The following is a 25236-nucleotide window of genomic DNA, read 5'->3' as shown; positions in this document are numbered from 1 at the left end:
TGGCGTACCGTCACCGACGTGAAGGTGCTGCACCTGTCGTGGGAGTTCCCGCCACGCCTCTACGGCGGGTTGGGGCGTCACGTCGCGGAGCTGAGCCGAGCACAGGTGGGCGCTGGTCTGGAGGTGGCCGTGCTGACCCCCGCCCTGGCGAATGGCACGCACGACCAAGCGGCGACAACGGGACCCACGGTGCTCCGTGCGAACCGGACGGCGCCGGGGTTGCACCCGGATCACTGGGTCGCGGGTGTCCTCGACGCCGGGATGGCCATGGTCGACCGGGTCCTCGACGCATCGGACCAGGACCGTCCCGAGGTGATCCACGTCCACGACTGGATGGCCGGCCACGCGGCCCTGGTGCTGGCTGCAGCGTGGGGTGTGCCGCTGGTCACCACGATCCACGCCACCGAGCGAGGTCGCCATCAGGGCTTCCTGCCACCTGGCCTCTCCCGCTGGATCGATGCGCAGGAGCGGCACCTGGTCGCGCGGTCCGATCGGGTGATCGTCTGTGCGTCCCACATGCGCGACCACCTGATCCAGCAGCTCGACGCGGACCCCGCGACGGTCGAGGTGATCGCGGGCGGCGTGGACATCGCGGCATGGTCGGGTGGCGACGCTCCGTCGACGACGGGCCTGCGGGTGCTCGCCGCCGGACGGCTCGAGTACGAGAAGGGCATCCACGTGCTCCTCGACGCGCTCGCCGATCTCGACGTCCCCAGCGATCTGACCGTCACGATCGCCGGTGAGGGAACACATGCCACCGCCCTCAAGGACCAGGCCGTACGGATCCTCGGCCGGCGGCGGGCGCCGATCGGGGGCGGCGGCACCAGACCGGCCCTCCGGATCCGCTTCGTCGGTCACCAGCGCCGTGAGGGCCTGGTCCGGCTCTTGGGCCAGTCGACCGTCGCCATCATCCCCTCCCTCTACGAGCCGTTCGGCCTGACCGCCCTCGAAGCCATGGCAGCCGGCGTGCCCGTCATCGCGAGCGACACGGGTGGGCTCACCGGCGTGGTTGGCAACGCAGGCGTGCTGGTCCCGCCCGGCGACGTCGAGGCCCTACGGGGCGCGCTCCGTTCCCTCCTCCGCGATCCCTCGGCTCAAGCCAGGTTGCGCGCCCGGGGCCCCGCCCGCGCGACGTCGTTCACCTGGCGGCAAGCCGCCGACCACACGATCGAGGTGTACCGGCGCGTCAGTCCGGGTCAGCGGGCGACGTCCTCTCGCCCACCACGACCAGTGTCCGGATGAGCACGAACCCGATGACGGCGACCACCAGCGCCACGACGGCCTCACCAGCGGCCGGCGGTGCGTCCAGCCGACCCTCCAGCCCACCCCACGGCCACAGCACGCGCAGCGCACCGATCATCAGTCCCGTGAGACCGGCCATCGTGATCGACAGGTGGTGGTCCAGCAGGTGGCCGAGCACCTTGGAGAACAGCCCCAGTCCCAACGCGGCACCGGCGACCGCCGTGACGAGGACCGGGAGGTCCAGGCTGCTGACGGCCTCGAGGACCGGCTCGTAGACGCCGAGGGCGACCAGCAGGAACGCCCCGCTCACCCCCGGCAGGATCATCGCGCAGATGGCCACCGCCATCGACGCGCCGATCCGGAGCAGGGAGACCTCACCGCTGACCGTGGTCTCTGGCAGCCCCATGATCACGAACGCCACGAGGGTCAGCCCCACGAGCACGGCGTACTCCCGCACCCCACGTGGGGCGACCTTGCGCCACGGCACCGCGAGGGACGCGACGATCATCCCGAAGAACGCCGCGCTGGTCTGGACCGGGTAGCCCTCGAGCAACGGCGGGAGCACCACCGAGCCGATCGCGAGCGCGACGAGCATGCCGGTCCCGAGGGGGAGGACGAAGCCCCACGGCACCGCTCGCCAGTGTCTGGCGGCGGAGACCCGATCGCCCCGCACCAGGGAGCCGGCGGTCGAGGCAACCGACTCGATCGCACCCACCAGGGTCGTGTAGATGCCGAGGATGAGGGCGACCGTGCCGCCGGAGACACCCGGGACGACATCGGCTGAGCCCATCGCCATACCCTGAGCCACGCGGAGGATCAGGGGCGAGCGGGTGGTCGTGGTGGTCTGGAGCGGTGGCGAGCCAGGTGTGGTCATGGAAGGTCTGCGATCAGCAGCGCAACGGGGAGCGACGTCAGGATGGTGGCGATCCGGGTGGTGTCGCCTCCCTCCAGCGTGGCTCCTGTCAACGCATCTCGCCAGACTCGGCCCTCGGTCAACGGGGGCAGCGTTGCCGCCGTGTCACCCCAGACGCGGCCCAGCGCAGGGAATCGTCCACCATCGGTCAGGCGGCCCAGCGAGACCGGAGCGATCACAACGGCCTGACACTGGTCGCCATCGTCTGCCGCACTGCGGTGACCGACCAGCAGGCTGTCGGACCACCGACCGGTCACAGCACAGCGGTGCAGCGTCGAGCCGGGTTCGAAGACCGACCAGTGCGCCCGCCGAGCCCGCAGCGCCTGTCCGAGCACCCACTGCTTCACCTCACCGTTCCGCCGGTTGGCCCAGAGCTCTTCGAGGTCCGGCGTCGACTGGCTCCAGCGCTCCTCCGCATCCCGCCGGTCGGTGTAGTCGAAGGACCGCCGGTTGTCCGGGTCGCTGAGGGAGTCGTCCCACCGCTCGGTGCCCTGGTAGGTGTCGGCGGTGCCCCCGGTGGCCAGGCGCAGCATGATCTGGGACAGCGACGCCACCATGCCGATCTCTGCGGCCGCCACCGCCAGCGGGCGCAGTCGTCCGGCGATCGGGCCGTCCGGATCGAACACCCGGTCGCACCACTGACGTACTGCGGCTTCGGCCTCCGGCTCCTTCTCGGTGTAGCTGGTCAGGATGTTCTGCCCCCGGGCCACGCGTAGGGCGTACTCGGTGAAGCGCCTGTGGAGGTCAGGAACGTCCAGGATCTCCGTCAGGTCACCTGACCCGTCATCCGTGATGGGCCACACCCCGACGGCGACCTGCAGCAGTCGCAGGCCGAGGGATGCCAGCGGCGGATCCGTGGCTGCGAGGACCTCGTCGGCAAGCGCACTGAACCGCTGCGCCATCCCGCTGAGGGCGGCCATGCGCTGTCGGACGTCCTCGGCGTGCTTGGTGTCGTGGGACGCCGTCGTGCGCATGCCCCGATCCGGCAGCAGCTGGATCGCCTCCCAGGCCTCGTCGAGGTCGAGGGCCGGCTCGAAGGGGTCTGATCCCAGCTCACACGCGGCGACCATGGCGTTGTGGCGCAGGAAGAGGCGCTCCTCGACGCCGAGTGCCATCACCGGACCAGAGATCTGCTGGAACCGGGTGATCGCCTCGGAGGCGGCGATGGCGCGGGGCATCTGGCCGGAGAACAGCCGGCTCAGGTACCGCCACAGGACGTCCGGGATGGTGTCGCCGCTGTCGGCCGCCTTGGCGCTGGCGACTGCGCGCTCGATGATCTCCACCGTTCGGCCGCTGGCCTGGCCGGTCTCCGCATCGACGTAGGTCCGGTAGACGGGCATCGCGACCAACAACCGGCTGACGGCCTCCAGCAGGGTTCGGTAGTCGACGTCGCGGACGTCGTTGCTCTGCTGGCAGGCATTCCAGGTGACGCGTGCCAGACGACGGACGTCAGGGCCCAGGTGCTCCTCGACCATGACCTGCTTCAGGACCATCAGGTCGTTCTCACCGGGCAACGCGCCGTGGCGGGCCGCCAGCCGACGGAGCTCGGCCATGCCGTCGGCATCGAGGTGCACACCGAGGGCAACCCGGAGCAGCTCATACCCCGTCGTGCCGTCCACCGGCCAGCGGACGTCGAGCGGCTCGTCCGGGCGGGCCAGCTTCTCGACGACCAACCACGCGTCCGGGCCGACCCGGTTCCGCAGACGCGTGAGGTACTCGGTGGGATCGGCGAGTCCGTCGATGTGGTCGACCCGCAGGCCATCGAGGAGACCATCGGTGACCAGCTTGATCATCAGTCCGTTGGTGGCCTCGAACACGACCGGGTCCTCGACGCGCAGTGCGGCCAACTCGGTGATGTGGAGGAAGCGCCGGTAGTTGATCAGCCGCTTGCCGGCCTTCCAGCCCACCAGCCGGTAGTGCTGCTGCTCCAGCAGGGAGTGCATCCGACTCCAGGACCGCGGCTCTCCCGGCGTGCCGACCAGCCGCTCGCTGCCCGACCGCTCCACCGCACGGGTGGTCTCGGCGTTGAGGGGGAAGGTCAGCGTGTCGTAGGTGACGCGTAGCTCACCATCGATCTCCTGCAGGCCCAGGTTGCCGGCGGCGAGCTCCTCGCCGTACGGTCGCTCCAGCACCGGCAGGATGACCTTGCCGGCCGCGCCCGGCAGCGGGGTCTCCCAGTCGATGTCGAAGAACTTGGCGTCCTGCGACGACTGACCCTCGCGCAGCAGGGTCTCCCACCGGGAGTTCCACTGGCCGATCCCCATGTGGTTCGGGACGATGTCCCCGATCAACCCGAGCCCCGCCGCGTGCGCGGTCTCGGCCAACTCGACCAGGCCCTCGTAGCCACCCAGCACCGGGTCGATCTTGCCGTGGTCCGCCACGTTGTAGAAGTGCCGGGTCCCGGGGCGGGCCGCGAGGATCGGGGAGACGTACAGGTGGGAGACGCCGAGACGTGCGAGGTAGGGAACAAGCGCCGCCGCCTCCGCGAAGGGGTGGTCCGCGGTGAGCTGCAGTCGGTACGTCGCCTGCGGCATCGTGGAGTGCGAGGCCTCGGCGTCGGTGGCATCGGCGCTGGTCACATCGGCTCTGGTCACATCGGCGCTGGTCACATCGGCGCTGGTCACGAGGCCTCCTGGGCCGGACGGGGCGGACCGAGGACCGAGGACCGGTGGCCGACTCCGGGTGCGGCGCTGCTGCGGTCTTCGACGCGCCGGGTCCGGCTCTCGGCGTGCCCACACGAGCGCAGGACCAGCAGCGCGTGGTCGCTGACTCGGACCTGGTCCTTGGCCGCGATGATCGACCGCTCGTCACGCGCGATGCGCGGTTGATCGGTGTCGAGCACGACCTGCCAGCGCTCACCGAACTCCACGCCCGGTATCACGTGCTCCACCTCGTCCCCTGTGGCATTGAGCAGGACCAGGAAGTTGTCGTCGGTGACCATCTCGCCGCGCTCGTCCCGTGTGGGCAACGCCTGGCCGTTCAGGAAGAACCCGAGCGTCTGACGGTCGTGTTCGTCCCAGTCGGGTGGCTCCATCGGCGTGCCATCGGGATTCAGCCACACCAGATCCTCCCCGCCGTCGAAGAACTGGCGTCGCCGGAAGACCGGATGGGCGCGTCGCAGGGCGATGACCCGCTTCGTGAAGGTGTACATGGCACGGTCAGCGTCGGTCCAGGCCCAGTCATAGTGGGTGAGCTCGTTGTCCTGGCAGTAGGTGTTGTTGTTGCCCTGCTGCGTACGTCCGAACTCATCACCCCCCAGCAGCATGGGCACGCCTTGGCTGAGCAGCAGCGTCGCCAGCATGTTGCGCACGGACCGGTCGCGGCGGCGGAGGACGTCGGGATCCGTCGTCGGCCCCTCGGTCCCGTGGTTGTTGGATCGGTTGTGATCCTCGCCGCTGGTGCCGCCATCGAGGTTGGCCTGGTTGTGCTTGCGGTCGTACGACACGAGGTCCCGCATGGTGAACCCGTCGTGAGAGGTAACGAAGTTGATCGAGGCGTACGGCCGACGGCCGTTGTGGGCGTACAGATCGCTCGAGCCGGCCAGCCGACTGGCCACCTCACCGACCCCCGTCTCACCGGGTGCGCCCAGCCACCAACTGCGCATCGCATCGCGGTACTTGCCGTTCAGCTCGGTCCACTTCACGGGGAAGTTGCCGACCTGATACCCGCCGTCGCCGAGGTCCCACGGCTCGGCGATCAGCTTGGCCTGACTGATGACCGGGTCCTGCTGGATGATGTCGAAGAAGCCGCTCAGCTTGTCGACGTCGTGCAGCTCGCGGGCCAGGGTCGCGGCCAGGTCGAAGCGGAACCCGTCGACGTGCATCTCGGTGATCCAGTACCGCAGGGAGTCCATGATCAGCTGCAGCACGTGCGGGTTCTGCACGTTCATGCTGTTGCCGGTGCCGGTGAAGTCGATGTAGCGCCGCGGGTTGTGCGGGTCGAGCCGGTAGTAGGAGGGGTTGTCCAGCCCGCGCATCGAGACGGTGGGACCGTGGTGGTCGGCCTCGCCGGTGTGGTTGTAGACGACGTCGAGGATGACCTCGAGCCCGGCAGCGTGGAGGTCGGCGACCATGCCCTTGAACTCATACACCTGCTGGCCCAAGGTCCCGCCGGAGGCGTAACCGGCGTGTGGTGCCAGGAAGCCTATGGTGTTGTACCCCCAGTACTGCGACAGTCCCTTCTGCCACAGGAAATGGTCGGTCAGGAAGTGGTGGACCGGCTGCAGTTGGACCGCGGTGACGCCGAGGTCGACCAGGTGCTCGACGAAGGGTGCGGAGGCGAACCCGGCGTAGGTCCCCCGGAGTCCGGCCGGGATGTCGGGGTGCCTGGCCGTGGCGCCCTTCACATGTGTCTCGTAGGTGATGGTCTCGGCGAAGGGGCGGCGGAGTGGTGCGTCGTCCCGCCAGTCGAAGAACGGGTTGATCACCACGGACTTCGGGACGAAGGGAGCGTTGTCCGTCGTATTGGGTCGGTCCGGGTCGTTCAGGTCGTGGCCGAAGCAGGCCGGATCCCACCGGATGTCCCCCTCGATGGACTTGGCGTAGGGGTCGATCAGGACCTTGGTCGGATTGGTCAGGAGCCCACGTCCGGGATCCCACGGGCCGTGGACCCGGAAGCCGTAGCGTTGGCCGGGGCTGACGCCGGGGATGTAGGCGTGCCAGACAAAGCCGGTCGAGTCGGCGAGCTCGAACCGCACCTCGTCCTGCGGTTCGTCGCCGAAGAGGCAGAACTCGACGCCGTCGGCGGCCTCGGAGAACACCGCGACGTTGACCCCTCGCCCATCCCAGGTGACCCCCACCGGGTAGGGCTCGCCCGGCAGGGTGGGGCCGCTGGTGCTGCTGACAGGATCCATGTGCGCCCCAGCCTCGCACACGGGTGCCTGCACGGAGCGCGATCGTGGACCTGGTCTGGCCTGGGGGCCGGCCCGGCCTACCCTTGAGGCCTGTCTGCATCACCCTCTCCCCCGGTCGACACCGAGATCACCGTCCACGCGTGGCGGCACCCGTCGGTCCTGGCTGCCGCTGCCTTCAGCATCTACGCGGGGTTCGCCCAGTTCACCGCCACGGCCGCCCTGCCCGACATCGCCGAGGCGTTCGACATCGGCGTCCCCGGATCCGACGCCTCCATCGTCGAGCAGGCCGGCCTGGGCCTCGGGACGCTCGGCATCGCGCTCGGCATCATCCGGCTGGCATCCGTCGCCGCGCTGCCGGTGGCCCGACAGGCGGACCGACTGGGTCGACGGCGGGTCCTGCTCGTGGCGACGGCGCTGACCCTGGGCCTCACCGCGGCCGGCGCGATCAGCCCCTCCTTCTGGCCGCTGATCATCATCCTCGCGGTGGCACGACCGCTGGCCTCGGCGGTCAACGCCGTCGCCGGGGTGATTGCGGCGGAGGAGGTGGCGACGCGAGACCGGTCCAAGGCCCTCGCCGTGATCACCGCTGGCTACGGCATCGGCGCCGGCGCACCCGTCCTGCTGCGCGGGCTGACCGATGGCGCGATCGGGTACCGGGCCATCCTGCTGGTCGCCATCCCGCTGCTGGCGACGATCCCCTTGGTTGCTCGCCTGGTGGACGAGCCCGCGAGAGCGAAGTTGGTCATCAGTGAGATCGATCCCGACTCGCCCGCCGCCAAGCGGCTGGGGCGGGTACCCCGTCCCCTGGTCGGCCGTCTGGCCCTCCTCTGCGGCCTGGGCTTCGTCCTGGCGTTCCTGACCGGCCCGGTCAACACCTACCTGTTCCTGTACGGCGAGGCGGTCGTCGGTCTCTCCCCCGCCATGCAGACGATCATCCTGCCCATCGGCGGCGTCCTGGGCGGCGTCGGGTTGCTGTTCGGCATCTGGCTGGCCGATGAGATCGGGCGGATCCCGACGGCGATGTGGACCAAGTTCGCGTTGGCGGGGGCTGGCGTCCTCACCTACTCCGCGGGGGCGTGGGGGGCAGCCGGCGGGTATGTCGCGACCCTCTTCATCGGCTCCAGCTACGCGCCTGCGGTCGCCGCCACCGCGGCGGAGATCTTCCCCACGTCGATTCGCGGGACCGCCGCCGGCTGGGTGACGCTGACCAGCACCATCGGGGCGGTGGCCGGACTGATCACCTTCGGGCTGGTGGCTGAGGCGACCGGATCGTTCTCTACGGCGGCCTGGGTCGTCAGCGTGCCGACGGCTGTGTCGGTGATCGGGTATCGCTACCTGCCCGAGACGATGGGTCTGGAGCTGGAGGAGTCAGCACCCGAGGTGGTCTCCTGACTCGAGCCCGAGGCCCGTCGCGGTACTGTGCGCCGTCATGGAACTGGTTCTGATCCGGCACGCTCAGCCCGCCTGGCGAACCGCCGACGGCACGTCGACCAACGACCCCGAGTTGACGTCCCTCGGCCAGGTGCAGGCCGACCGCGTGGCCAAGGCGCTAGCTGCGGAGGACCGGCCGGTGGACGGCCTGTTCTCTTCGACTGCCCGCCGAGCCGTCGCCACGGCACGGCCCATCGAACAGGCACTGGGCACAACCGCCACAGCCGAGCCGTGGGCCCTGGAGATCGGGCCCCCGGACGCCTGGGAGGGTCAGCCGGAGGACGACGTCATCCGGGTGCTCGAGAGCCTGAAGACCCGTCCGCTGGACGAGTGGTGGGAGGGCGCACCGGGCAGCGAGTCCTTTCGCGACTTCCACACCCGGATCACGAGTGGCCTGGAGGACTTCCTCGGTCGCTTCGGTGGCCGTCGCCACGTCGACGACCCCGCACGCCTCTGGGACGTCCCCGATGATGGCCCACGCCTGATGCTCGTGGCGCACGCCGGCACGAACTCCGTGATCACCTCACACCTGCTGGGACTCGACCCCCAGCCGTGGGAGTGGGAGCGGTTCCCCTGCAACCACGCCTCGATCACCGTGCTGCGCAGCCGTCCGATCGCCACCGCGGACATGTGGGCGCTCGAGCACTTCTCCGACGTCGGGCACCTGCTCCCCGACCTGGTGACGGCCTGAGCTCTACTCGGCCGCAGCCTCTGGCCGCTTCTTGTGCAGGTACCAGTGCGTGGTGTGCGCGGCGACACCCAGGAGCAGGATCAGCCCGGCGGTCCAGTAGCCCAAGGCGATCGCCACGACCGCCGCTGCCGCGGACATGTTGACCAGGATCCATCGCATCGTCTGCACACTGTCCATGACCATCAGGGTACCCAGACGTTTCTTGCCGGTCCCGCGTGGCAACCGTCATGCACGACGCACTTCGCCTCCCAGGAGACATCCCTCATGACTGAGATGACCTACCGCCGCCTCGGACGCTCCGGCTTGAAGGTGAGCGTGCTCTCCTTCGGCTCCTGGGTCTCCTTCGGACCCCAGTTGGACATCGACAAGGCCGCCAACTGCATGACCGAGGCCCGTGAGCACGGCGTCAACTTCTTCGACAACGCCGAGGTCTACTCGGGCGGCCAGTCCGAGCAGATCATGGGCGACGTCATCGCCAAGCTCGGCTGGGAGCGGCACAGCTACGTCATCTCCTCGAAGTTCTTCTGGGGCATCCACGGCGACGGTCCAGACGCCATCAACAGTCACTGGACCCTCAACCGGAAGTACCTCATGGAGGCCATCGACCCCTCGCTGGAGCGGTTGGGCCTTGACTACCTCGACCTGATCTTCTGCCACCGACCCGACCCCGACACGCCGATCGAGGAGACCGTGTGGGCGATGCACGACATCATCGCAAGCGGCCGTGCCCTCTACTGGGGCACGTCGGAGTGGTCGGCCGACGAGATCCGTGCCGCCCACGAGATCGCAGAACGCCACCACCTGCACAAGCCGGTGATGGAGCAGCCGCAGTACAACCTGGTGTCCCGCGAGAAGGTGGAGCAGGAGTACGCCCGTCTCTACGAGGACATCGGTCTGGGGCTGACCACCTGGTCACCGCTCGCCAGCGGCCTGCTGACCGGCAAGTACATCGACGGCGTTCCAGAGGGCAGTCGGGCCACGCTCGAGGGCTACGACTGGCTGCGCAAGATGGTCACCGACGATGAGGCCAACGCCAAGGTCGCCAGGCTGAAGGACGTGGCCGACGAGCTGGGGTGCACCTTGGCGCAGCTCTCCATCGCGTGGTGCGCGGCGAACGAGAACGTCTCCACCGTCATCACCGGGGCCAGCCGCCCCGAGCAGGTGACCGAGAACATGAAGGCGCTGGCCGTCCTGGCACAACTCGATGATGACGTGATGGCCAGGATCGAGCAGATCATGGGCGACGGCGTGGACGCGGCCGCGCAGTAGCGCATCTCACCAGACCGTTACCGACGGCGCCATCCGGCGTGTGTCTGATACAACGTGATGCATGACCTCCACTGCTGCATCACGGGGAGGGCTGCTCGTGACGGCCCTCGCCACCCTGGTTCTCCTGCTCGCACTCCTGCCACCGGCTACCGCGCAGTCGGGCGGCCAGCCGATCGACTTCGACCTCCGCAACTGGGAGGACTTCGGGCCGGGGGGGACGTGGACCGTTGCGCCGGACGGCAGTCAGGTCGTCCAGGAGCAGAACGGTGAGCCCTTCTTCTTCGTCAGCCCGGAGACGGTCATCAACCAGACCATCCGCGGCACCTTCGAGGTCGAGACCACGGGCGACGACGACATCGTCGGGTTCGTGTTCGGCTACACCGCGCCTGGCGCGTCCGATCCGTTCGACTACGACTTCGTGGTGCTCAGCTGGAAGCAGGCTGATCAAGGCGGGTTTGGTGGGTGCACGTCGCCCGCAGGCTTCACGCTCACGCGTGTCGACGGCCAGCTGAGCGAGACGCCAGATGAGCGGGTGAACAGCGACTTCGTCCTGGACACCCTGTGGTGCCATGAGCAGATCAACGACGACCCCCGAGCCGAGGTGCTCGCCACGGCGTGGGACCCTGAAGGCGGTTGGGAGGACAACACCGAGTACAGCTTCGAGCTGACCTACACCTCCACCAACTTCCGTCTGGTCCTTGACGGTCAGACCGTCATGGATGTCGACGGTGCCTATCCGACCGGAAGGTTCGGCTTCTACAACTACTCCCAATCGGACGCGCGCTACTCCGGGTTCACGCAGGAGGAGGTGCCGGGCCCCGAGCCGACGCCCACGCCGACCGACCCCGAGCCAGGCGATCCTGGCACGAGCCGTCTTCCCGGCGAGGATGCCGGCGACGCGGTCGACGTGGCTGACCAGATCTGCAACTTCCTGGTCGATGACGGGCGGGCCGCACAGGTGGCACTGGCACGCAGCGACGACTTCGCCGACGCCCTGGCTGGTTCGCAGCTCCCCTTCATCGAGTGCATCCTCTTCACCACCGGCGGTCCGACGGCGGCGCTCGACGACCGGACGCGTGATGAGATCGATCGTGCACTGGTCCCCGGCGGGGTGGTGTACCTCCTGGGTGGCGTCAACGCGGTGTCCCAGCCCGTGCAGGACGAGTTGACGGCCGCGGGCTACGAGGTCCGACGTCTGTCCGGTCCGACGCGCTTCGAGACTGCTGAGGCCATCGCGCAGGAGACCATCTTCGAGTTGGGGCAGGACGGCCTGCCACCGCGCGACGTGGTCGTCGCGTACGGGCTGAACTGGCCGGATGCCATCACCGGTGGGGCGTGGGTCCACGCGCGGGCTGGCGCGCTGCTGGTGCTGTCCGACACCAGGTCGTTGCATCCCGCGGCCGCGCGCATCATCGCCCAGGCCAACCCTGACCGAACAGTGCTGGTCGGTGGCACGGGAGTGATCGGCACTGAGGTGGAGGCGGCGGTGCCCAACCCGCAGCGGGTGGCCGGCGTCAACCGGATGGCCACGGCTGTTGATGTCGCCACGTCCCTGTGGCCGGAGATCCCAGCCAGTGACGAGGACTTCGTCTTCGTCAACCTCGACCGGGCCGACGCCTGGACGCTGGCGTTGGCGGCAGCACCGCTGTCCGCTGCCATCGATGCCCCACAGCTCGGGGTCCGCACCGACAGCCTGCCGGCGGAGACCGAGCAGTACCTCATCGACTCGCAGATCTCGATGATCCCCTCACGAGTGGTCCTCGGTGACCTGTCGTTCGTGAGCGACGACGTGGTGCAGTCCATCGAGGTGATCACCGGCGGATGAGCGCCGGTCCGGGTGGCCACCCGGGCAGGGAACCTACGGTCGCGTAACCTGGCGACGTGCACCCGTCTGATGGACGCTTCCGTTCAGCCAAGGACCGTGGCCTCGTCTGGCTATCGCTGGCAATCACCCGCGCGATCGCGGGGCTCTTCCGCCTGATGGCCATCCCCTTCGTGAGGTGGGAGTTCCGCGGCGGCGCCACGATCCAGGCGTACGACAACTGGGTCATGTCGGCTAACCACCGCTCGGTCTTCGACTTCCCCCACGCGATCGTCGCCCTCCGCCACTACGGGGTGTACGCACGCGTCATGATCGCCAGCGAGTTCTGGCGCATGCCGGCCTACGCCTGGGCGGTCAGGGCCATCGATGCGATCCCCGTGTATCGCAAGACCGACCCTCGAGGATCCTTCGACGCGGCGATCAGGGCGCTGAAGGACGGCGACTCCGTGGCCATCATGCCCGAAGGGGGCCTGCACTGGGATCCGGACAACCCCCTGCAGCTGGGGCGCTTCAAGACTGGCGTGAGCCGTCTGGCCGTCGGCTCCGGCGTCCCGGTCCTGGCGATCGCGCTGGTCGGTGGCGAGCGGGTGTGGACCAGGCCACGACGCTTCCCGCGCATGATCCCGTTTCGCCGCCGGACGGTGTTGGTCCGCGTGGCCGACGAGCCGCTGTGGCTGTACGGCGACGACCACCGCGCCAACGCGAGCACGCTGCGTGATGTCCAGGAGGAGCTGCTGCAGCAGGCGACGCGGGACCTGCAGGCCATCGACCCCTCCTACATGCCCGACGTCGCCGCCTGACCGGCCACGTCGTTCGGTTGGACGTCGTGCGCTTGGACGTCGTGCGCTGACCGGACGCCGGAGTGGCTACGGTGGTCGGCCGTGAGCCAGAACGTCTCCTCGGCTGCCGCCGCAACCCACGCACCCCCGTCGGAGGGGGCGGCGCCGACGCGGCCCCCGCAGACCCTGCGGGCCAAGCTGGTGAAGTTCGTGGTCGTGGGCGTCTCGAGCGCCGTCATCGACCTGGGCCTGCTGGTGTCGCTCCGCGAACTCGGCGGGGTGTCCATCCCGGTGGCGACCACCATCGCGTTCTGGACGGCGCTGCTGTACAACTTCTCGCTGAACCGCGCCTGGTCCTTCGGTGTCGCAGCCGTGCGAGCGCCCTTCGCGCGGTACTTGACCGTGGTGGGTCTGAACTACCTGCTGACCCTGGCGATCGTCACCGGCGGCGTGTCACTCGGCGTGCCGTACGTGCTCGCCAAGATCGCGGCCATCGGCATCGGGACGCTGGGCACCTTCGTGGCCTATGACCGCTGGGTGTTCATCTGACCGTCCTGCCCATCGATGGTCTGGAGCGCCCGCCCGACCCGTCGGAGGGGGACGAGGGCGAGGGCCGAGATCGCCGCCCCGATGGCGACCGCGACGCCGTACCCCCGCCGGATGGCGTCCGCCACCTCGTCCATCGCGCCCTCTGCGCCTTCGCCGGCGCTGGCGAGGACCTCTTGGACCAGTCCGACGTCACCGCTGCCGGTGGCCACGACGAACAGGATCACGGCTCCCACCATCGCGTTGCCCACCGCGAAGCCGGTGTTTCGGACGAACTGATGGGCAGCCGTCGCTCGTCCGAGTTCGTCCGTGGGTGCCAGACGACCGAGAATGGTCAGCGCTGAGTTCGTCGTCGTGCCGGCCGAGGAGCCACCGAGGACGGCAAGCGCGAAGAGCACCCACAACGGGCCGTCCAGCAGGACCCCCGCCGCGAACGCGCTGAGGGCCAGCGGCATCAGCAGGACGCCGCCGCGTGTCACCACGAGCGGCGTCCAGCGCTCCACCAGTCTGCTGGCCACGTTGGCCCCGAGGGTCCAACCGACGGTGAAGAACACGACCGACCAGGCAGCCGAGGCCTGGGCGATACCGCGCCCGGCCGCGAGGTACAGGGGCATGAACGCACTCAGGCCGATCCCGCCCACCAGGATCAGCGATGGTGTGAACGCCAGGGGACCGAGCGGCGAGTCGATGGCGTGTCGTGGGGCGACGAGAGCGTCGGAACGCCCACGCTGAAGACGAAGGACCAGCCAGCCGGCACCGACACACACCACCGCGGCCGGTGCGGAGGTCCAGTCCAGCGCATCGACGGCGTAGAGCAGGCTCGCACTGACGACGGTGAGCAGGCCCAGGACGGTCGGATTCAGCCGGGCGCCGGTGCCGCGAGCCGACGTCGGCGGCGTGGCCGGCAGGCTGCGCCACCCCAGTGCCAGGGCTGACGCCCCGAGCGGGATGGCGACCAGGAAGACCCACCGCCACGAGGCGACGGCCAGCAGGCCGGCGGCCAGCGCGGGGCCGGCCACACCCATCACGCCCCACACGGTCGAGTTGGCTGCGAATGCTCGACTGACCAGACGGGCAGGGAACACGATCGTCACCGCAGCCAGCGACACCGCGGTGACGGCGCCGGATCCGACGCCCTGCAGCACGCGGGCCGCGATGACGCCAGCCATGGACGGCGCGAGCCCGGCAAGCGTTGCCCCGACGACGAAGGTGACGATCGACCACCGGAACACCGGGCCGATGCCGTGGCGGTCGACCAACGCCCCGGCCGCCACCGTCGCGACCCCGGAGGTCAGCAGGTAGGCGGTGATGACCCAGGGCAGGAGCGCGACGTCCCCCAGGTCGGCAGCGATCGCCGGGAGCGCGGCCGACGCGGCCAACGCTTCGAAGGAGCTCAGCCCCACGGTGGTCAGCAGTGCGACGGACTGGCGGCGCAGCGCTGGGCTGAAGATCCCACCCGCAGCGGTGTCGGCCGTCACCGGTTCGTCCTCACCGCTAGGACCTTACGTGGCCTGGCGCTCGGCGACCGAGGGACACGAGCACTCCGGGCGTTCGTGGGGACCTCGCGACACCTGATCGCGGACAAACGTTCAACCCGATGTCACAGGCACCGCGTACGCTGCCGGACATGACAGAGATGATCACTGCGAGGGGGTTGGTCAAACGCTACGGCGACGTGACGGCACTCGACGGATTCGACCTGACCGTTCCCGAGGGGCAGGTCCTCGGCGTTCTCGGTCCGAACGGGGCGGGCAAGACCACCGCTGTTCGGATCCTGACGACCCTGCTCAAGCCCGACGAGGGCGAGGCGACGGTGGCCGGCGTCGATGTGTTCGCCGATCCCACGGGTGTGCGCGAGAAGATCGGCCTCTCGGGCCAGTCCGCGGCGGTGGACGAGTACCTGACGGGCGCGGAGAACCTGCAGATGGTGGGCCAGCTCTACGGGATGCCGACGGGGGATGCCAAGCGGCGTGCCCGTGAACTCCTCGAGGAGTTCAGCTTGGCTGATGCAGGTGACCGCCCGGTCAAGGGGTACTCCGGGGGGATGCGTCGGCGGCTGGACCTGGCCGCTGCCCTCGTGGCCCGCCCACCTGTCCTGTTCATGGACGAACCCACCACGGGCCTGGACCCCCGGGCCCGGAACGAGCTGTGGGGGGTCATCCGCGAGCTCGTGTCACGTGGTGCCACCCTCCTGCTGACCACGCAGTACCTGGAGGAGGCGGACCAGCTTGCGGACAACATCATCGTCATGGACCACGGCCGGATGATTGCCCAGGGAACCGCAGAGGAGCTGAAGGACCAGATCGGCGGCGAACGGGTCGAGCTCACCCTCGAGGACCCCGCACAGGCCGAGCAGACCGCGTCGCTGCTGCAGAAGGTCGCCGTCGGCGACGTCGCCATCGGCTCGCAGTCGCGGACGCTGACCGCACAGGTCGGGGGCGGGATGGGCGCCCTGCGCGATGTCATGGCGGACCTGGATCAGCAGGGCGTTGCCGTCGTCGACTTCGGGCTGCGGCGACCGACGCTGGACGACGTGTTCCTCACCCTCACGGGCCAGAAGGCAAGCAGCGAGCAACCTCGCACCGACACGACCAAGGAGGCAACGGCATGACCAGCCTCGCCCGCACGGCCCGCGACGCCGGCGTCGTCGCCAAGCGCAACCTCATCAAGATCAAGCGCGTCCCCGACCTGCTGGTCTTCACCTTGATCAGCCCGATCATGTTCGTGCTGCTCTTCGCCTACGTGTTCGGCGGCGCGATCGATGTGCCGGACGGCGGCAGCTACCGGACCTTCCTCATCGGCGGCATCTTTGCTCAGACCGTCGTCTTCGGCGCAACGCTGACGGGGGCCGGACTCGCAGAGGACATCCAGAAGGGCATCATCGACCGGTTCCGCTCGTTGCCGATGGCCCGGTCCGCCGTGCTGGCGGGCCGCACCGCCAGTGACGTGGTCAACAACGTCCTGGTCCTGATCGTCATGTCGCTCACGGGCCTGGTGGTCGGATGGCGGATCACGACCTCCGTGCTGGAGGGGCTGGGTGGGTTCCTGCTGCTGCTGCTGTTCGCCTACGCGTTCAGCTGGGTGATGGCCTACGTCGGTCTGCTGGTCCCCTCGCCCGAGGTCGTGAACAACGCCTCGTTCGTCGTGATCTTCCCACTGACGTTCATCTCCAACGCCTTCGTCCCGTTGGAGACGCTGGTGGAGCCGCTGCGGACCTTGGCGGCGTGGAATCCGGTGTCCGCGGTCACCCAGGCGGCCCGGGAGCTGTTCGGCAACACCAACCCGTTAGCGGCGCCGCCCGATGACTGGCCGTTGCAGAACCCCGTCCTCTACACCCTGATCTGGACGGTGATCATCCTGGTGATCTTCGTGCCGCTGTCGTCTCGCCAGTTCCAGCGGACGACGGAGCGCAGCTGACAAACGAGGAGCCGGGGGCTACCAGATGTCGACCCGGTCAGCCGGATCCAGCCAGAGCCCGTCACCCTCGGACGTCTCGAACGCCTGATGGAAGGCATCGACGTTGCGGACGACGTTGGCGCGGAACTCCGGCGGCGAGTGCGGGTCGACGGTCAGGCGACGGAGCGCCTCCTGCTCACGAGAAACGACGCGCCACACCGCTGACCAGCCGATGAAGAACCGTTGGTCCCCGGTCAAGCCGTCGATCACGGGCGCCTCTCCGCCGAGCTCCTGCTCGACGAACAGCCGGTAGGCGTGGAACGCGACCGCGACCCCGCCCAGGTCGCCGATGTTCTCGCCCACGGTCAGTGCACCGTTGACCGTCTGGTCGCCCGAGACCTCACGGGGGCTGTAGTCGTCGTACTGCTCGATCAGCGCCTGCACCTTGGCGTCGAAGCGCTCGCGGTCCTCGTCAGTCCACCAGTTCGACAGGCTCCCGTCACCGGCGTACTTCGATCCCTGGTCGTCGAAGCCGTGCCCGATCTCGTGACCGATGACCGCGCCGATCCCGCCGTAGTTGTACGCCGGGTCCCGGTCCGGGTCGAAGAACGGGGGTTGGAGGATCGCGGCCGGGAACACGATCTCGTTCATGGTCGGGTTGTAGTAGGCGTTCACGGTCTGCGGGGTCATGAACCACTCATCGCGGTCCACCGGCCCGTCGAGCTTGGCCAGCTCGCGATCGCTCTCGATCGCGTTGGCCCGACGGACGTTGCCCAACAGGTCCTTTGGGTCGATCTGGAGGGCCGAGTAGTCCTTCCACTTCACGGGCTTGCCGACCTTCGGCGTGAAGGCACGGAGCTTCTCGATCGCGCGCGCCCGGGTCTCCTCCGCCATCCACTCGAGGCCGGTGATCCGTTCGTCGTAGGCCGCAATGAGGTGGTCGATCAGGACCGCCATCTGCTCCTGTGACCGTTCGGGATAGTGACGCTCGACGTAGAGCCGGCCCACCAGCTCACCCAGCAGGCTCTCGACCAGGGCGACACCACGTTTCCACCGCGGTCGCAACTCCGGCGCACCGGTCAGGGTCCGGCCATAGAAGTCGAAGGACTCCTCGACCAGATCCTCGTTCAGCAGCCGGGACATGCCGCGGATGACCCGCCAGGTCAACCATGTCTTCCACTCCTCCAGGGGCTCGCTGTCGAGGAGCTCCGACATCGCGGCCACGACGTCGGGCTGGCCGACGACCACCTCCGCGCGACCGGCCTCGGTGACACCCATGGCGCCCAACCAGGTGCCGGCCCCCGGCAGTGCCTTCTCCAGCGCCTCCGCGGTGGTCAGGTTGTAGGTCTTCACGGTGTCCCGCATGGCGGTGCGATCCCAGTGCGCCGCGGCGATCTGGGTCTCCAGCGCCATGACCTGCTCGGCGATCGCCGTTCCGTGGGACTCCGTGGGCGCCACCTCGGTGAGGACCATCATCCGAGCGAGGTGGCCGACGTAGGCCGCTCTGATCTCCGCGTGTTCGTCGAGGCGGTAGTAGGACTCGTCGGGCAACCCGAGTCCCGACTGACCGATGTGGACCAGATACCGCTTGGGGTTGCCCCGGTCGATCCAAACGCCAGCCGCCAGAAGTCCCCCGATCCCCTCACGACCGAACTCTCCCATCAGCAGCATCAGGTCCGTCCGATTCCCGACGGCACGCACCCGCTCCAGCAGGGGCTCCAGCGGTTGGACGCCGGCGGCCTCGATGGCCTCGGTGTCCATGAACGAGGCGAAGGCGTCGCCGATCTTCTGCTCCTCGGAGCCAGCCTGGGCGTCGGCCTTCGCCGCCTCCTCGATGATCTGCCGCACATCGATCTCGGCCTGGTCGCGGAGGATGTCGAACGACCCGTAGGTGGAGCGGTCCTCCGGGATGGACGTGGTGCTGATCCAGGCGTTGTTGACGTGACCGAAGAGGTCATCCTGGGGGCGCGTCGACGGATCCAACTCGCTCACGATCGGGGGTTGGTCGGTGGTGGTCACAAGCAGGCTCCTGGCCGTCGGCGGGACGATGGGCGCCTCTACTGTGTCCCATGGCGTGACATGTTGCAGGAAGCCTGCTCTCCGCAGGGCTGGTGCAACATGTCACGCGTGGTTTGGGCTACCGTGACGAGCGACCACACCCGGCCCAGCAACGTGAAAGTCCGCGCCATGACCTCGATTCGCCGCATCGCCGTCCTGACCAGCGGAGGGGACTCTCCCGGCATGAACGCGGCCGTCCGTGCCGTCGCCAGGGCCGCGGACGCCGCGGGTGTCGGCTGTGTCGGGGTCAGCGACGGCTACCGGGGCATGATCCAGGGTCAGATCCGACCACTGGACGCCCGAGACGTCAGCGGAATCATCCAACTGGGCGGCACCGTCCTCGGGACGGCCCGCTCCAAGAAGTTCTACACCGAGGAGGGACGGGCGAAGGCCGCGACCAACCTGCGCAACGCCGGTGTTGACTCGGTGGTCGTGATCGGTGGGGACGGATCGATGCACGGGGCGGAGTTGCTCAGCCAGGAACACGGCTTCAACGTCGTCGGCGTGCCGGGAACGATCGACAACGATCTCTCCGGCACGGACTTCACCCTCGGGTTCGACACTGCCGTGAACACGGCCCTCGAGGCGATCGACAAGATCCGTGACACAGCCGCCAGCCACAACCGACTCTTCTTCATCGAGGTGATGGGCCGCAATGCCGGCTGGATCGCGCTGTACTCGGGCCTGTCCGGCGGCGCCACGGCCGTGTTGGTGCCCGAGAGCGACTGGGACGAGGACAACATCCGCCGCAAGGTGGTCGAGTCGTTCGCCTTGGGCAAGCGGTTCTGCATCGTGGTCGTCGCCGAGGGCGAGCGGGAGGGTGGAGCCTTCGGGGTGGCCCAGCGGATCTGCGAGGCCACTGAGCTGGACTACCGGGTCTCGACCCTCGGACACATGCAGCGTGGCGGCGCGCCGACGATGCGGGACCGGATCCTCGGTGCGCGGCTGGGTGACGGCGCCGTCACGGCGCTGTTGGACGGCGACAACGAGGTGATGATCGGCGAGCGGAAGCTGGAGATCATCCGGACACCGTTCCAGGAGACGTGGACGACCGACGACCGTGACTTCGGCGGCCTGCTCGCGCTGATGGACCGCCTGGCCCGCTAGCCGGCCAGGCTACGCGTCCTCGACGTCCACCCAGTCGCGGGTGCGCTCGATGGCTCGCTTCCAGCGGTCGTAGCCGGCCTCGCGCTGGTCGTCGCTCCACTGCGGCTCCCAGCGCTTGTCCTCCAGCCAGTTGTCCCGCAGCTCGTCGGTCCCCGACCAGAAGCCGGTCGCCAGTCCGGCGGCGTAGGCGGCGCCCAGTGCGGTCGTCTCGGCCACGACGGGCTTGGAGACCGGGACGCCGGCGATGTCGGCCTGCATCTGCATGAGGGTGTCATTGGACGTCATGCCGCCGTCGACCTTCATGACGTCGAGTTCCACACCGGAGTCCTGCTGCATGGCGATTGCGACGTCCTTCGACTGGTAGCAGACCGCCTCGAGCGCCGCGCGGGCCACGTGGGCCTTGGTGTTGAAGCGTGACATCCCGACCATCACGCCACGAGCCGCCGAGTCCCAGTAGGGCGCGAACAGGCCGCTGAACGCGGGGACGAAGACCATGCCGCCGGTGTCGTCGACCTCGTTCGCCAGAGCCTCGGACTCCGCTGCGTCGTCGATGATGCCCAGCTGGTCACGGAGCCACTGGATCGAGCTGCCGGTGACGGCGATTGACCCCTCGAGGCAGTAGACGGGGTCGTCGTCGCCGAACTTGTACCCGAGCGTCGTCAGCAGACCGTTCTCGCTCGGCACCGGCGTGGTACCGGTGTTGAGCAGCATGAAGTTGCCGGTGCCGTAGGTGTTCTTCCCCTCACCCTTGTCGTAGCAGACCTGGCCGACGGTGGCGGCCTGCTGGTCCCCGAGGATCCCGCAGAGCGGCAGCTCCCGGCCGAACGGTCCGTCAGCTCGGGTGACGCCGTAGAAGTCAGGCTCGGAGGATGCCTTGATCTCCGGCAGCATCTCGCGCGGGATGCCGAAGAGCTCCAACAGCTCGTCGTCCCAGTCGAGCGTCGTCAGATCCATCAGCATCGACCGGGAGGCGTTGGTGACGTCGGTGACGTGGATACCGCCGTCCGTCCCGCCGGTCAGGTTCCACAGCACCCACGTGTCGGTGGTCCCGAAGACCGCCTCGCCGTTGTGCGCCGCCTCCCGCAGGCCGTCGACGTGCTCGAACAGCCACTCGATCTTGCCTCCTGCGAAGTAGGTGGCGACCGGCAGCCCGGCCTTGGCCTTCACGATCTCCTCGTGCCCCTCGTTCTTGTGGCGGCTCACGAGCCGGTCGTTGCGGGTGTCCTGCCACACGATGGCGTTGTGGTACGGCTCGCCGGTCGTGGGGTTCCACACGACGGTGGTCTCGCGCTGGTTCGTGACGCCGACGGCGGCCAACTGCTCAGCGGAGATGTCGCCGGACAGGCAGGCGCCGATGGCGTCCCGCACCGAGTCCCAGATCGCCACCGGGTCGTGCTCCACCCACCCGGCCTGGGGCAGGATCTGCTCGAACTCGAGTTGACCACGTGCGACGGCGGCGCCGCCGTGATCGAAGATCATCATCCGGCTGCTGGTGGTTCCCTGGTCGATGGCGGCTACGAACTCACTCATGGCAACTCTTCCTGGCCTCGTCGCTGGCGTGGAAGAGGGAACCTACCCGACGACGAAGTTGACCAGACGGCCGGGGACCACGATCTCCTTGCGGATCTCCTTGCCGTCCAGGTGGTCTGCGACCTCGTCCTTCGCCGCCGCCAGGATGTCATCCTTCGACGCCTCACTCGGTACCTCGACGGTGCCGCGCAGCTTGCCCTGCACCTGGATCGCGATGGTGATCGAGTCCACGGCCAAGGCCGCCTCGTCCCACTCCGGCCAGGCCTCGTAGGCGAGCGTGGTGTCGTGGCCCATCCGGGACCACAGCTCCTCCGCCAGGTGCGGCGCGTAGGGCGAGAGGATGAGCAGGAACTGCTCCATCTCCGGCCTGGCCATGGTCTCGCCCGAGCAGGTGTTCACCAGCTCCATCATCTTGGCGATCGGCGTGTTGACCTTCAGGTCCTCGATCCCGGTCGTGGTCTCGCGGATGGCGGTGTGCAGCGCGCGGAGCTGCTCACGAGAGGTCTCGGCGGCCATCTCCCGCAGCGCCCCGGTGTCGGTGTCGATGAACAGGCGCCAGACACGCGACAGGAACCGGTGGACACCCTCGACCCCGCTGGTGTTCCACACCTTGGTCTGCTCCAGCGGGCCCATGAACATCTCGTACAGGCGCAGGCTGTCGGCGCCGTACCGGGCGATGACATCCATCGGGTCCACGCCGTTGTTGAGGCTCTTGCCCATCCTCCCGGCCTTCTGCTCGACCGGCGTGTCGGTTCCTCGGACGTAGAAGGTGGTCGTCACCTCGGACTGGTCGTGGGCGCTCGTCATGGTGACCGGCGAGCCGGGGCGCTCCTCGACGTCGTCGGGGTGGTGATATTTGCCGCCGCTCTCGCGGTAGCTGTTGGCCAGGATGTCCCCCTGGTTGGCCAGGCGCATGAACGGCTCGCGCGTGGGGACCAGGTCCAGGTCGTGCAGGACCTTGTGCCAGAAGCGGGCGTACAGCAGGTGCAGCACGGCGTGCTCGACCCCACCGATGTACAGGTCGACGGCACCCCAGTAGTTGACGCGGTCCTGGCTCCACGGCGCCGTGGTGTTGTCAGGGTCGGTGTAGCGCAGGTAGTACCAGCAGGAGCCGGCCCACTGGGGCATCGTGTTGGTCTCCCGCAACGCCGGGCGACCATCAGGCGCGGTGGTGTGCAGCCACTCGGTGGCGCGGGCCAGCGGTGGCTCGCCCGTGGTCGTGGGCTTGTACTCGTCCACGTGTGGCAGCTCGACCGGCAGATCCTCGTACGGGACTGGCACGATCTCACCAGTGGGCGTCCCGTCCTCGTCGGTGATGTGCAGGATCGGAAAGGGCTCACCCCAGTAGCGCTGCCGCGAGAACAGCCAGTCCCGCAGCTTGAAGTTGACCCGCCGCTCGCCGTGACCGTGCTCCTCGAGCCAATCGATGATGGCCGGCATCATCTCAGCCGTCGTCATGCCGTCGAACTGCCCGGAGTTGACCACCGTCTCGCTCGTGGAGACGTACACCTCGGCCTGGATGTCATGGCCGTCCGGCACCGTGTAGGTGGGGACGATCGGCAGGCCGAAGGTGCGGGCGAAGGCGTGGTCCCGCTCGTCGTGGGCCGGGACGGCCATGATCGCGCCGGTGCCGTACGTGGCCAGGACGTAGTCAGCGACCCAGATCGGCACCCGCTCGTCGTTCACCGGATTGATGGCGTAGGCGCCGGTGAAGACACCGGTCTTGTTGCGCTCGCCACCCATCTGCCGGTCCAGCTCGGACTTGCTGGTGGCCTGCGCGACGTAGGCCTCAACGGTCTCGCGCTGCGCCTGGGTGGTGATCTCGGCGACCAGCTCGTGCTCGGGCGCCAGCACGCAGTACGTGGCACCGAACAGCGTGTCCGGCCGCGTGGTGTAGACCAGGAAGCTCCGATCGTCCTCGTCATCGTCCTGACCGGCGACCCGGAACGTCACCTCCGCCCCCTCGGACCGACCGATCCACTGGCGCTGCATCTCGAGGACCCCCTCGGGCCACTGCAAGCCCTCGCTGTCCAGATCGTCCAGCAGCTCCTGGGCGTAGTCGGTGATGCGCAGCATCCACTGCCGCATGTTGCGCCGCTCGACCGGATCGCCGGTCTCGACGTAGCGGTTGTCGACCACCTCTTCGTTGGCGAGCACGGTTCCCTGCGCCGCACACCACCAGACGGGGACGTCCTCCAGGTAGGCCAGGCCCTTCTCGTACAGCTTGAGGAAGATCCACTGGGTCCAGCGGTAGTAGTCGGCGTGCGAGCTGACGACCTCCCGGGACCAGTCGTAGGAGAACCCGATGGCCTTCATCTGGGTGGTGAAGTACTCGATCCGCTGGTCGGTGATGACCCCCGGGTGGATCCCGTCCCGCTGGGCGGCGCGTTCGGCGGGAAGGCCGAAGGCGTCGAAGCCCATCGGGTGGAGGACGCTGAACCCCCTCATCCGCTTGTACCGGGCGACGAGGTCGACGGCCGTGTAGCTCTCCGGGTGGCCGACGTGGAGGCCGCTACCCGAGGGGTAGGGGAACATCGGCATCGCGTAGTACTTGGGCCGGTCGGGGTCCTCGGTGGCCCGGAAGGTCTGCCCCTCCTCCCAGTACCGCTGCCACTTGGGCTCGATGTCGCTCGGGTTGTACAGGTGGGTGGTCTCCGACATGGCGCCGAGGGTAGCGATCGGGCCGTTTCCGTGGCGCTGGCGGCCGGGACGCGCGTCTGGTCCTAGAGGCGGCTGACCGTCACGTCGGCGATCGTGCCGTCCTCGGTGTAGACGACGTTGACCAGTTGACCGTCGACGCTCGCCACGACGAGGTCATCCATGCCGGTGACGGAGAAGCCGTTGTCGCCGAAGAGCGAGAGAGCGGCGGCCCGATGGTCCATGGGGGTCAGCGCGATCCCCGTGGTCAGTGCCTGGACCACCTGGGGCGCGGTCGCCGGGGGCAGGTCGACGTCGCCGAGGAGCAGGTACACGGCGCCACCCGGCGCGGGGGCCCGGTACATCGCGTCGGCCTGGCACCAGCCGCGGGCGATGGCGGCCAGCAGGAAGGGGTCGACGTCGTCGGTGTGCCAGATGGCCTCGGTGAGCTCGGCCACGTTATGCTCCACGCCGTAGTCCCGCAGAGCGGCCACGCCGGTGACCAGGCGAGGATCGCCGCCGGTGGCCCAGCCCCAGGTGAAGGACTGCTCGGCCTCGTTGACGCTGCCGATGACCTGCAAATCGAAGGTGAGCGGATCGGCATCGTCTCCCTCGGCCTCGAAGCGGGCGACACCGGAGTCGAGGTCGACGTCCAGGACCCGGTCCCCGACCAGGGCCGCGAGTCGTTGCTGTCGCAGCAAGGTGGCGGGGACGTGCTCGGCGGCCAGGTCCAGGATGAGCATGGTCGCCAGCCTACGGGTCGCCCTCGCGCTCGATTCGGCGCGATCGTGGAGATCCTCGCCCCTGGCCGAAGAACTGCGCGATCGCGCAACTGCAGCACGCTGAGCCGTCCGGCTCAGAGATCGGGCCCGCGGGTCGGAGAGGAGCCTAGTGGTCCGTAGTTCAAATCTCTTTGGCATCCGCGGCCCCCGCATCACCGCTGGACTGCGTTGCGCTCGCTTG

Annotated in this window: 19 protein-coding genes; 10 read left to right on the top strand and 9 right to left on the bottom strand. The window is 68.7% G+C overall.

Translation table 11 applies throughout. The features are described from left to right. The first annotated feature begins 18 nt into the window (after window positions 1–18). Window positions 19–1242 (top strand): glycosyltransferase family 4 protein, encoded by a 1224-nt coding sequence (locus tag C1746_RS14525; RefSeq protein ID WP_162867768.1) that lies wholly within the window; start codon window positions 19–21, stop codon window positions 1240–1242. Here the strand turns inward: C1746_RS14525 and C1746_RS14520 are convergent. Genes C1746_RS14520 through glgX form a run of 3 tightly spaced genes read right to left on the bottom strand, consistent with a single transcriptional unit; the run spans window position 1187 to window position 7007 of the window. After that, entirely contained in the window at window positions 1187–2116 is a 930-nt protein-coding gene (locus C1746_RS14520) for a DUF368 domain-containing protein (RefSeq protein ID WP_116715252.1), read from the bottom strand. The genes C1746_RS14525 and C1746_RS14520 overlap by 56 nt on opposite strands. Beyond that, a complete protein-coding gene (gene treY / locus C1746_RS14515) occupies window positions 2113–4779 on the bottom strand; it encodes a malto-oligosyltrehalose synthase (protein ID WP_116715251.1) in 2667 nt (888 codons plus the stop codon). The genes C1746_RS14520 and treY overlap by 4 nt, the downstream gene beginning before the upstream one ends. Then, window positions 4776–7007 carry a glycogen debranching protein GlgX gene (gene glgX / locus C1746_RS14510; protein WP_116715250.1) on the bottom strand — a complete coding sequence of 744 codons (2232 nt, stop codon included), beginning with the start codon at window positions 7005–7007 and terminating at the stop codon, window positions 4776–4778. The genes treY and glgX overlap by 4 nt, the downstream gene beginning before the upstream one ends. A 90-nt stretch (window positions 7008–7097) precedes the next feature. Here glgX and C1746_RS14505 point away from each other — a divergent pair, with 90 nt between their 5' ends. Together C1746_RS14505 and C1746_RS14500 are read left to right on the top strand one after the other, a co-directional pair. Further along, the gene (locus C1746_RS14505) at window positions 7098–8399 is read left to right on the top strand and encodes an MFS transporter (RefSeq protein ID WP_116715249.1); all 1302 of its coding nucleotides are present in this window, start codon (window positions 7098–7100) and stop codon (window positions 8397–8399) included. Between the two features lie 37 nt (window positions 8400–8436). Further along, window positions 8437–9129 (top strand): histidine phosphatase family protein, encoded by a 693-nt coding sequence (locus C1746_RS14500; RefSeq protein ID WP_116715248.1) that lies wholly within the window; start codon window positions 8437–8439, stop codon window positions 9127–9129. A gap of 3 nt (window positions 9130–9132) precedes the next feature. Here the strand turns inward: C1746_RS14500 and C1746_RS14495 are convergent, their stop codons facing one another. After that, entirely contained in the window at window positions 9133–9306 is a 174-nt protein-coding gene (locus C1746_RS14495; protein WP_162867767.1) for a hypothetical protein, read from the bottom strand. Between the two features lie 96 nt (window positions 9307–9402). Between C1746_RS14495 and C1746_RS14490 the strand changes: the two genes are divergently transcribed. The 4 genes from C1746_RS14490 to C1746_RS14475 all read left to right on the top strand — a co-directional run bounded on the left by C1746_RS14490 (window position 9403) and on the right by C1746_RS14475 (window position 13548). Continuing rightward, window positions 9403–10398, top strand: a complete 996-nt coding sequence (locus C1746_RS14490) for a potassium channel beta subunit family protein (RefSeq protein ID WP_116715736.1) — start codon at window positions 9403–9405, stop codon at window positions 10396–10398. 61 nt (window positions 10399–10459) lie between these two features. After that, window positions 10460–12223, top strand: a complete 1764-nt coding sequence (locus tag C1746_RS14485; protein ID WP_116715246.1) for a cell wall-binding repeat-containing protein — start codon at window positions 10460–10462, stop codon at window positions 12221–12223. A 56-nt stretch (window positions 12224–12279) separates the two neighbouring features. After that, complete coding sequence (locus C1746_RS14480; RefSeq protein WP_116715245.1) at window positions 12280–13020, top strand: lysophospholipid acyltransferase family protein; 741 nt, start codon at window positions 12280–12282, stop codon at window positions 13018–13020. Between the two features lie 81 nt (window positions 13021–13101). Further along, window positions 13102–13548: a GtrA family protein gene (locus tag C1746_RS14475; protein ID WP_116715244.1), complete on the top strand. Its 447-nt coding sequence runs from the start codon at window positions 13102–13104 to the stop codon at window positions 13546–13548. On the opposite strand, the gene C1746_RS14470 is transcribed toward C1746_RS14475, so the two are convergent. After that, window positions 13524–15023 (bottom strand): MFS transporter, encoded by a 1500-nt coding sequence (locus tag C1746_RS14470; protein ID WP_116715243.1) that lies wholly within the window; start codon window positions 15021–15023, stop codon window positions 13524–13526. The genes C1746_RS14475 and C1746_RS14470 overlap by 25 nt on opposite strands. A gap of 149 nt (window positions 15024–15172) precedes the next feature. On the opposite strand from C1746_RS14470, the gene C1746_RS14465 reads away from it, so the two are divergent. Next, entirely contained in the window at window positions 15173–16156 is a 984-nt protein-coding gene (locus C1746_RS14465) for an ATP-binding cassette domain-containing protein (protein WP_116715735.1), read from the top strand. Continuing rightward, window positions 16153–16962, top strand: coding sequence for an ABC transporter permease (locus C1746_RS14460; RefSeq protein WP_116715242.1), 810 nt, complete (start codon window positions 16153–16155; stop codon window positions 16960–16962). The genes C1746_RS14465 and C1746_RS14460 overlap by 4 nt, the downstream gene beginning before the upstream one ends. Window positions 16963–16980: 18 nt before the next feature. Here C1746_RS14460 and C1746_RS14455 read toward each other — a convergent pair whose 3' ends face one another. Next, entirely contained in the window at window positions 16981–18960 is a 1980-nt protein-coding gene (locus C1746_RS14455) for a M13 family metallopeptidase (protein ID WP_162867766.1), read from the bottom strand. A gap of 177 nt (window positions 18961–19137) precedes the next feature. Between C1746_RS14455 and pfkA the strand changes: the two genes are divergently transcribed. Further along, window positions 19138–20106 (top strand): 6-phosphofructokinase, encoded by a 969-nt coding sequence (pfkA, locus tag C1746_RS14450; RefSeq protein ID WP_414627955.1) that lies wholly within the window; start codon window positions 19138–19140, stop codon window positions 20104–20106. A 9-nt stretch (window positions 20107–20115) separates the two neighbouring features. Here the strand turns inward: pfkA and glpK are convergent, their stop codons facing one another. The 3 genes from glpK to C1746_RS14435 form a co-directional block, all read right to left on the bottom strand. Next, window positions 20116–21636 carry a glycerol kinase GlpK gene (glpK, locus tag C1746_RS14445; RefSeq protein WP_116715239.1) on the bottom strand — a complete coding sequence of 507 codons (1521 nt, stop codon included), beginning with the start codon at window positions 21634–21636 and terminating at the stop codon, window positions 20116–20118. A gap of 42 nt (window positions 21637–21678) precedes the next feature. After that, window positions 21679–24297, bottom strand: a complete 2619-nt coding sequence (gene leuS, locus C1746_RS14440; protein WP_116715238.1) for a leucine--tRNA ligase — start codon at window positions 24295–24297, stop codon at window positions 21679–21681. A gap of 62 nt (window positions 24298–24359) precedes the next feature. Next, entirely contained in the window at window positions 24360–25016 is a 657-nt protein-coding gene (locus tag C1746_RS14435; RefSeq protein WP_116715237.1) for a DUF6882 domain-containing protein, read from the bottom strand. Between the last annotated feature and the right edge of the window lie 220 nt (window positions 25017–25236).

This window comes from Euzebya tangerina, assembly GCF_003074135.1.
Taxonomy (GTDB): domain Bacteria; phylum Actinomycetota; class Nitriliruptoria; order Euzebyales; family Euzebyaceae; genus Euzebya; species Euzebya tangerina.
Note: the sequence above shows the minus strand (reverse complement) of the source record. Positions and strands in the feature narration are given on the sequence as shown.

Coding starts and splice junctions, on each gene's coding strand:
- C1746_RS14435 (WP_116715237.1), bottom strand. CDS start 25,016: ATGCTCATCCTGGACCTGGCCGCCGAGCACGTCCCCGCCACCTTGCTG.
- C1746_RS14520 (WP_116715252.1), bottom strand. CDS start 2,116: ATGACCACACCTGGCTCGCCACCGCTCCAGACCACCACGACCACCCGC.
- glgX (WP_116715250.1), bottom strand. CDS start 7,007: ATGGATCCTGTCAGCAGCACCAGCGGCCCCACCCTGCCGGGCGAGCCC.
- leuS (WP_116715238.1), bottom strand. CDS start 24,297: ATGTCGGAGACCACCCACCTGTACAACCCGAGCGACATCGAGCCCAAG.
- C1746_RS14490 (WP_116715736.1), top strand. CDS start 9,403: ATGACCTACCGCCGCCTCGGACGCTCCGGCTTGAAGGTGAGCGTGCTC.
- glpK (WP_116715239.1), bottom strand. CDS start 21,636: ATGAGTGAGTTCGTAGCCGCCATCGACCAGGGAACCACCAGCAGCCGG.
- C1746_RS14485 (WP_116715246.1), top strand. CDS start 10,460: ATGACCTCCACTGCTGCATCACGGGGAGGGCTGCTCGTGACGGCCCTC.
- C1746_RS14500 (WP_116715248.1), top strand. CDS start 8,437: ATGGAACTGGTTCTGATCCGGCACGCTCAGCCCGCCTGGCGAACCGCC.
- C1746_RS14495 (WP_162867767.1), bottom strand. CDS start 9,306: ATGGACAGTGTGCAGACGATGCGATGGATCCTGGTCAACATGTCCGCG.
- C1746_RS14460 (WP_116715242.1), top strand. CDS start 16,153: ATGACCAGCCTCGCCCGCACGGCCCGCGACGCCGGCGTCGTCGCCAAG.
- C1746_RS14465 (WP_116715735.1), top strand. CDS start 15,173: ATGACAGAGATGATCACTGCGAGGGGGTTGGTCAAACGCTACGGCGAC.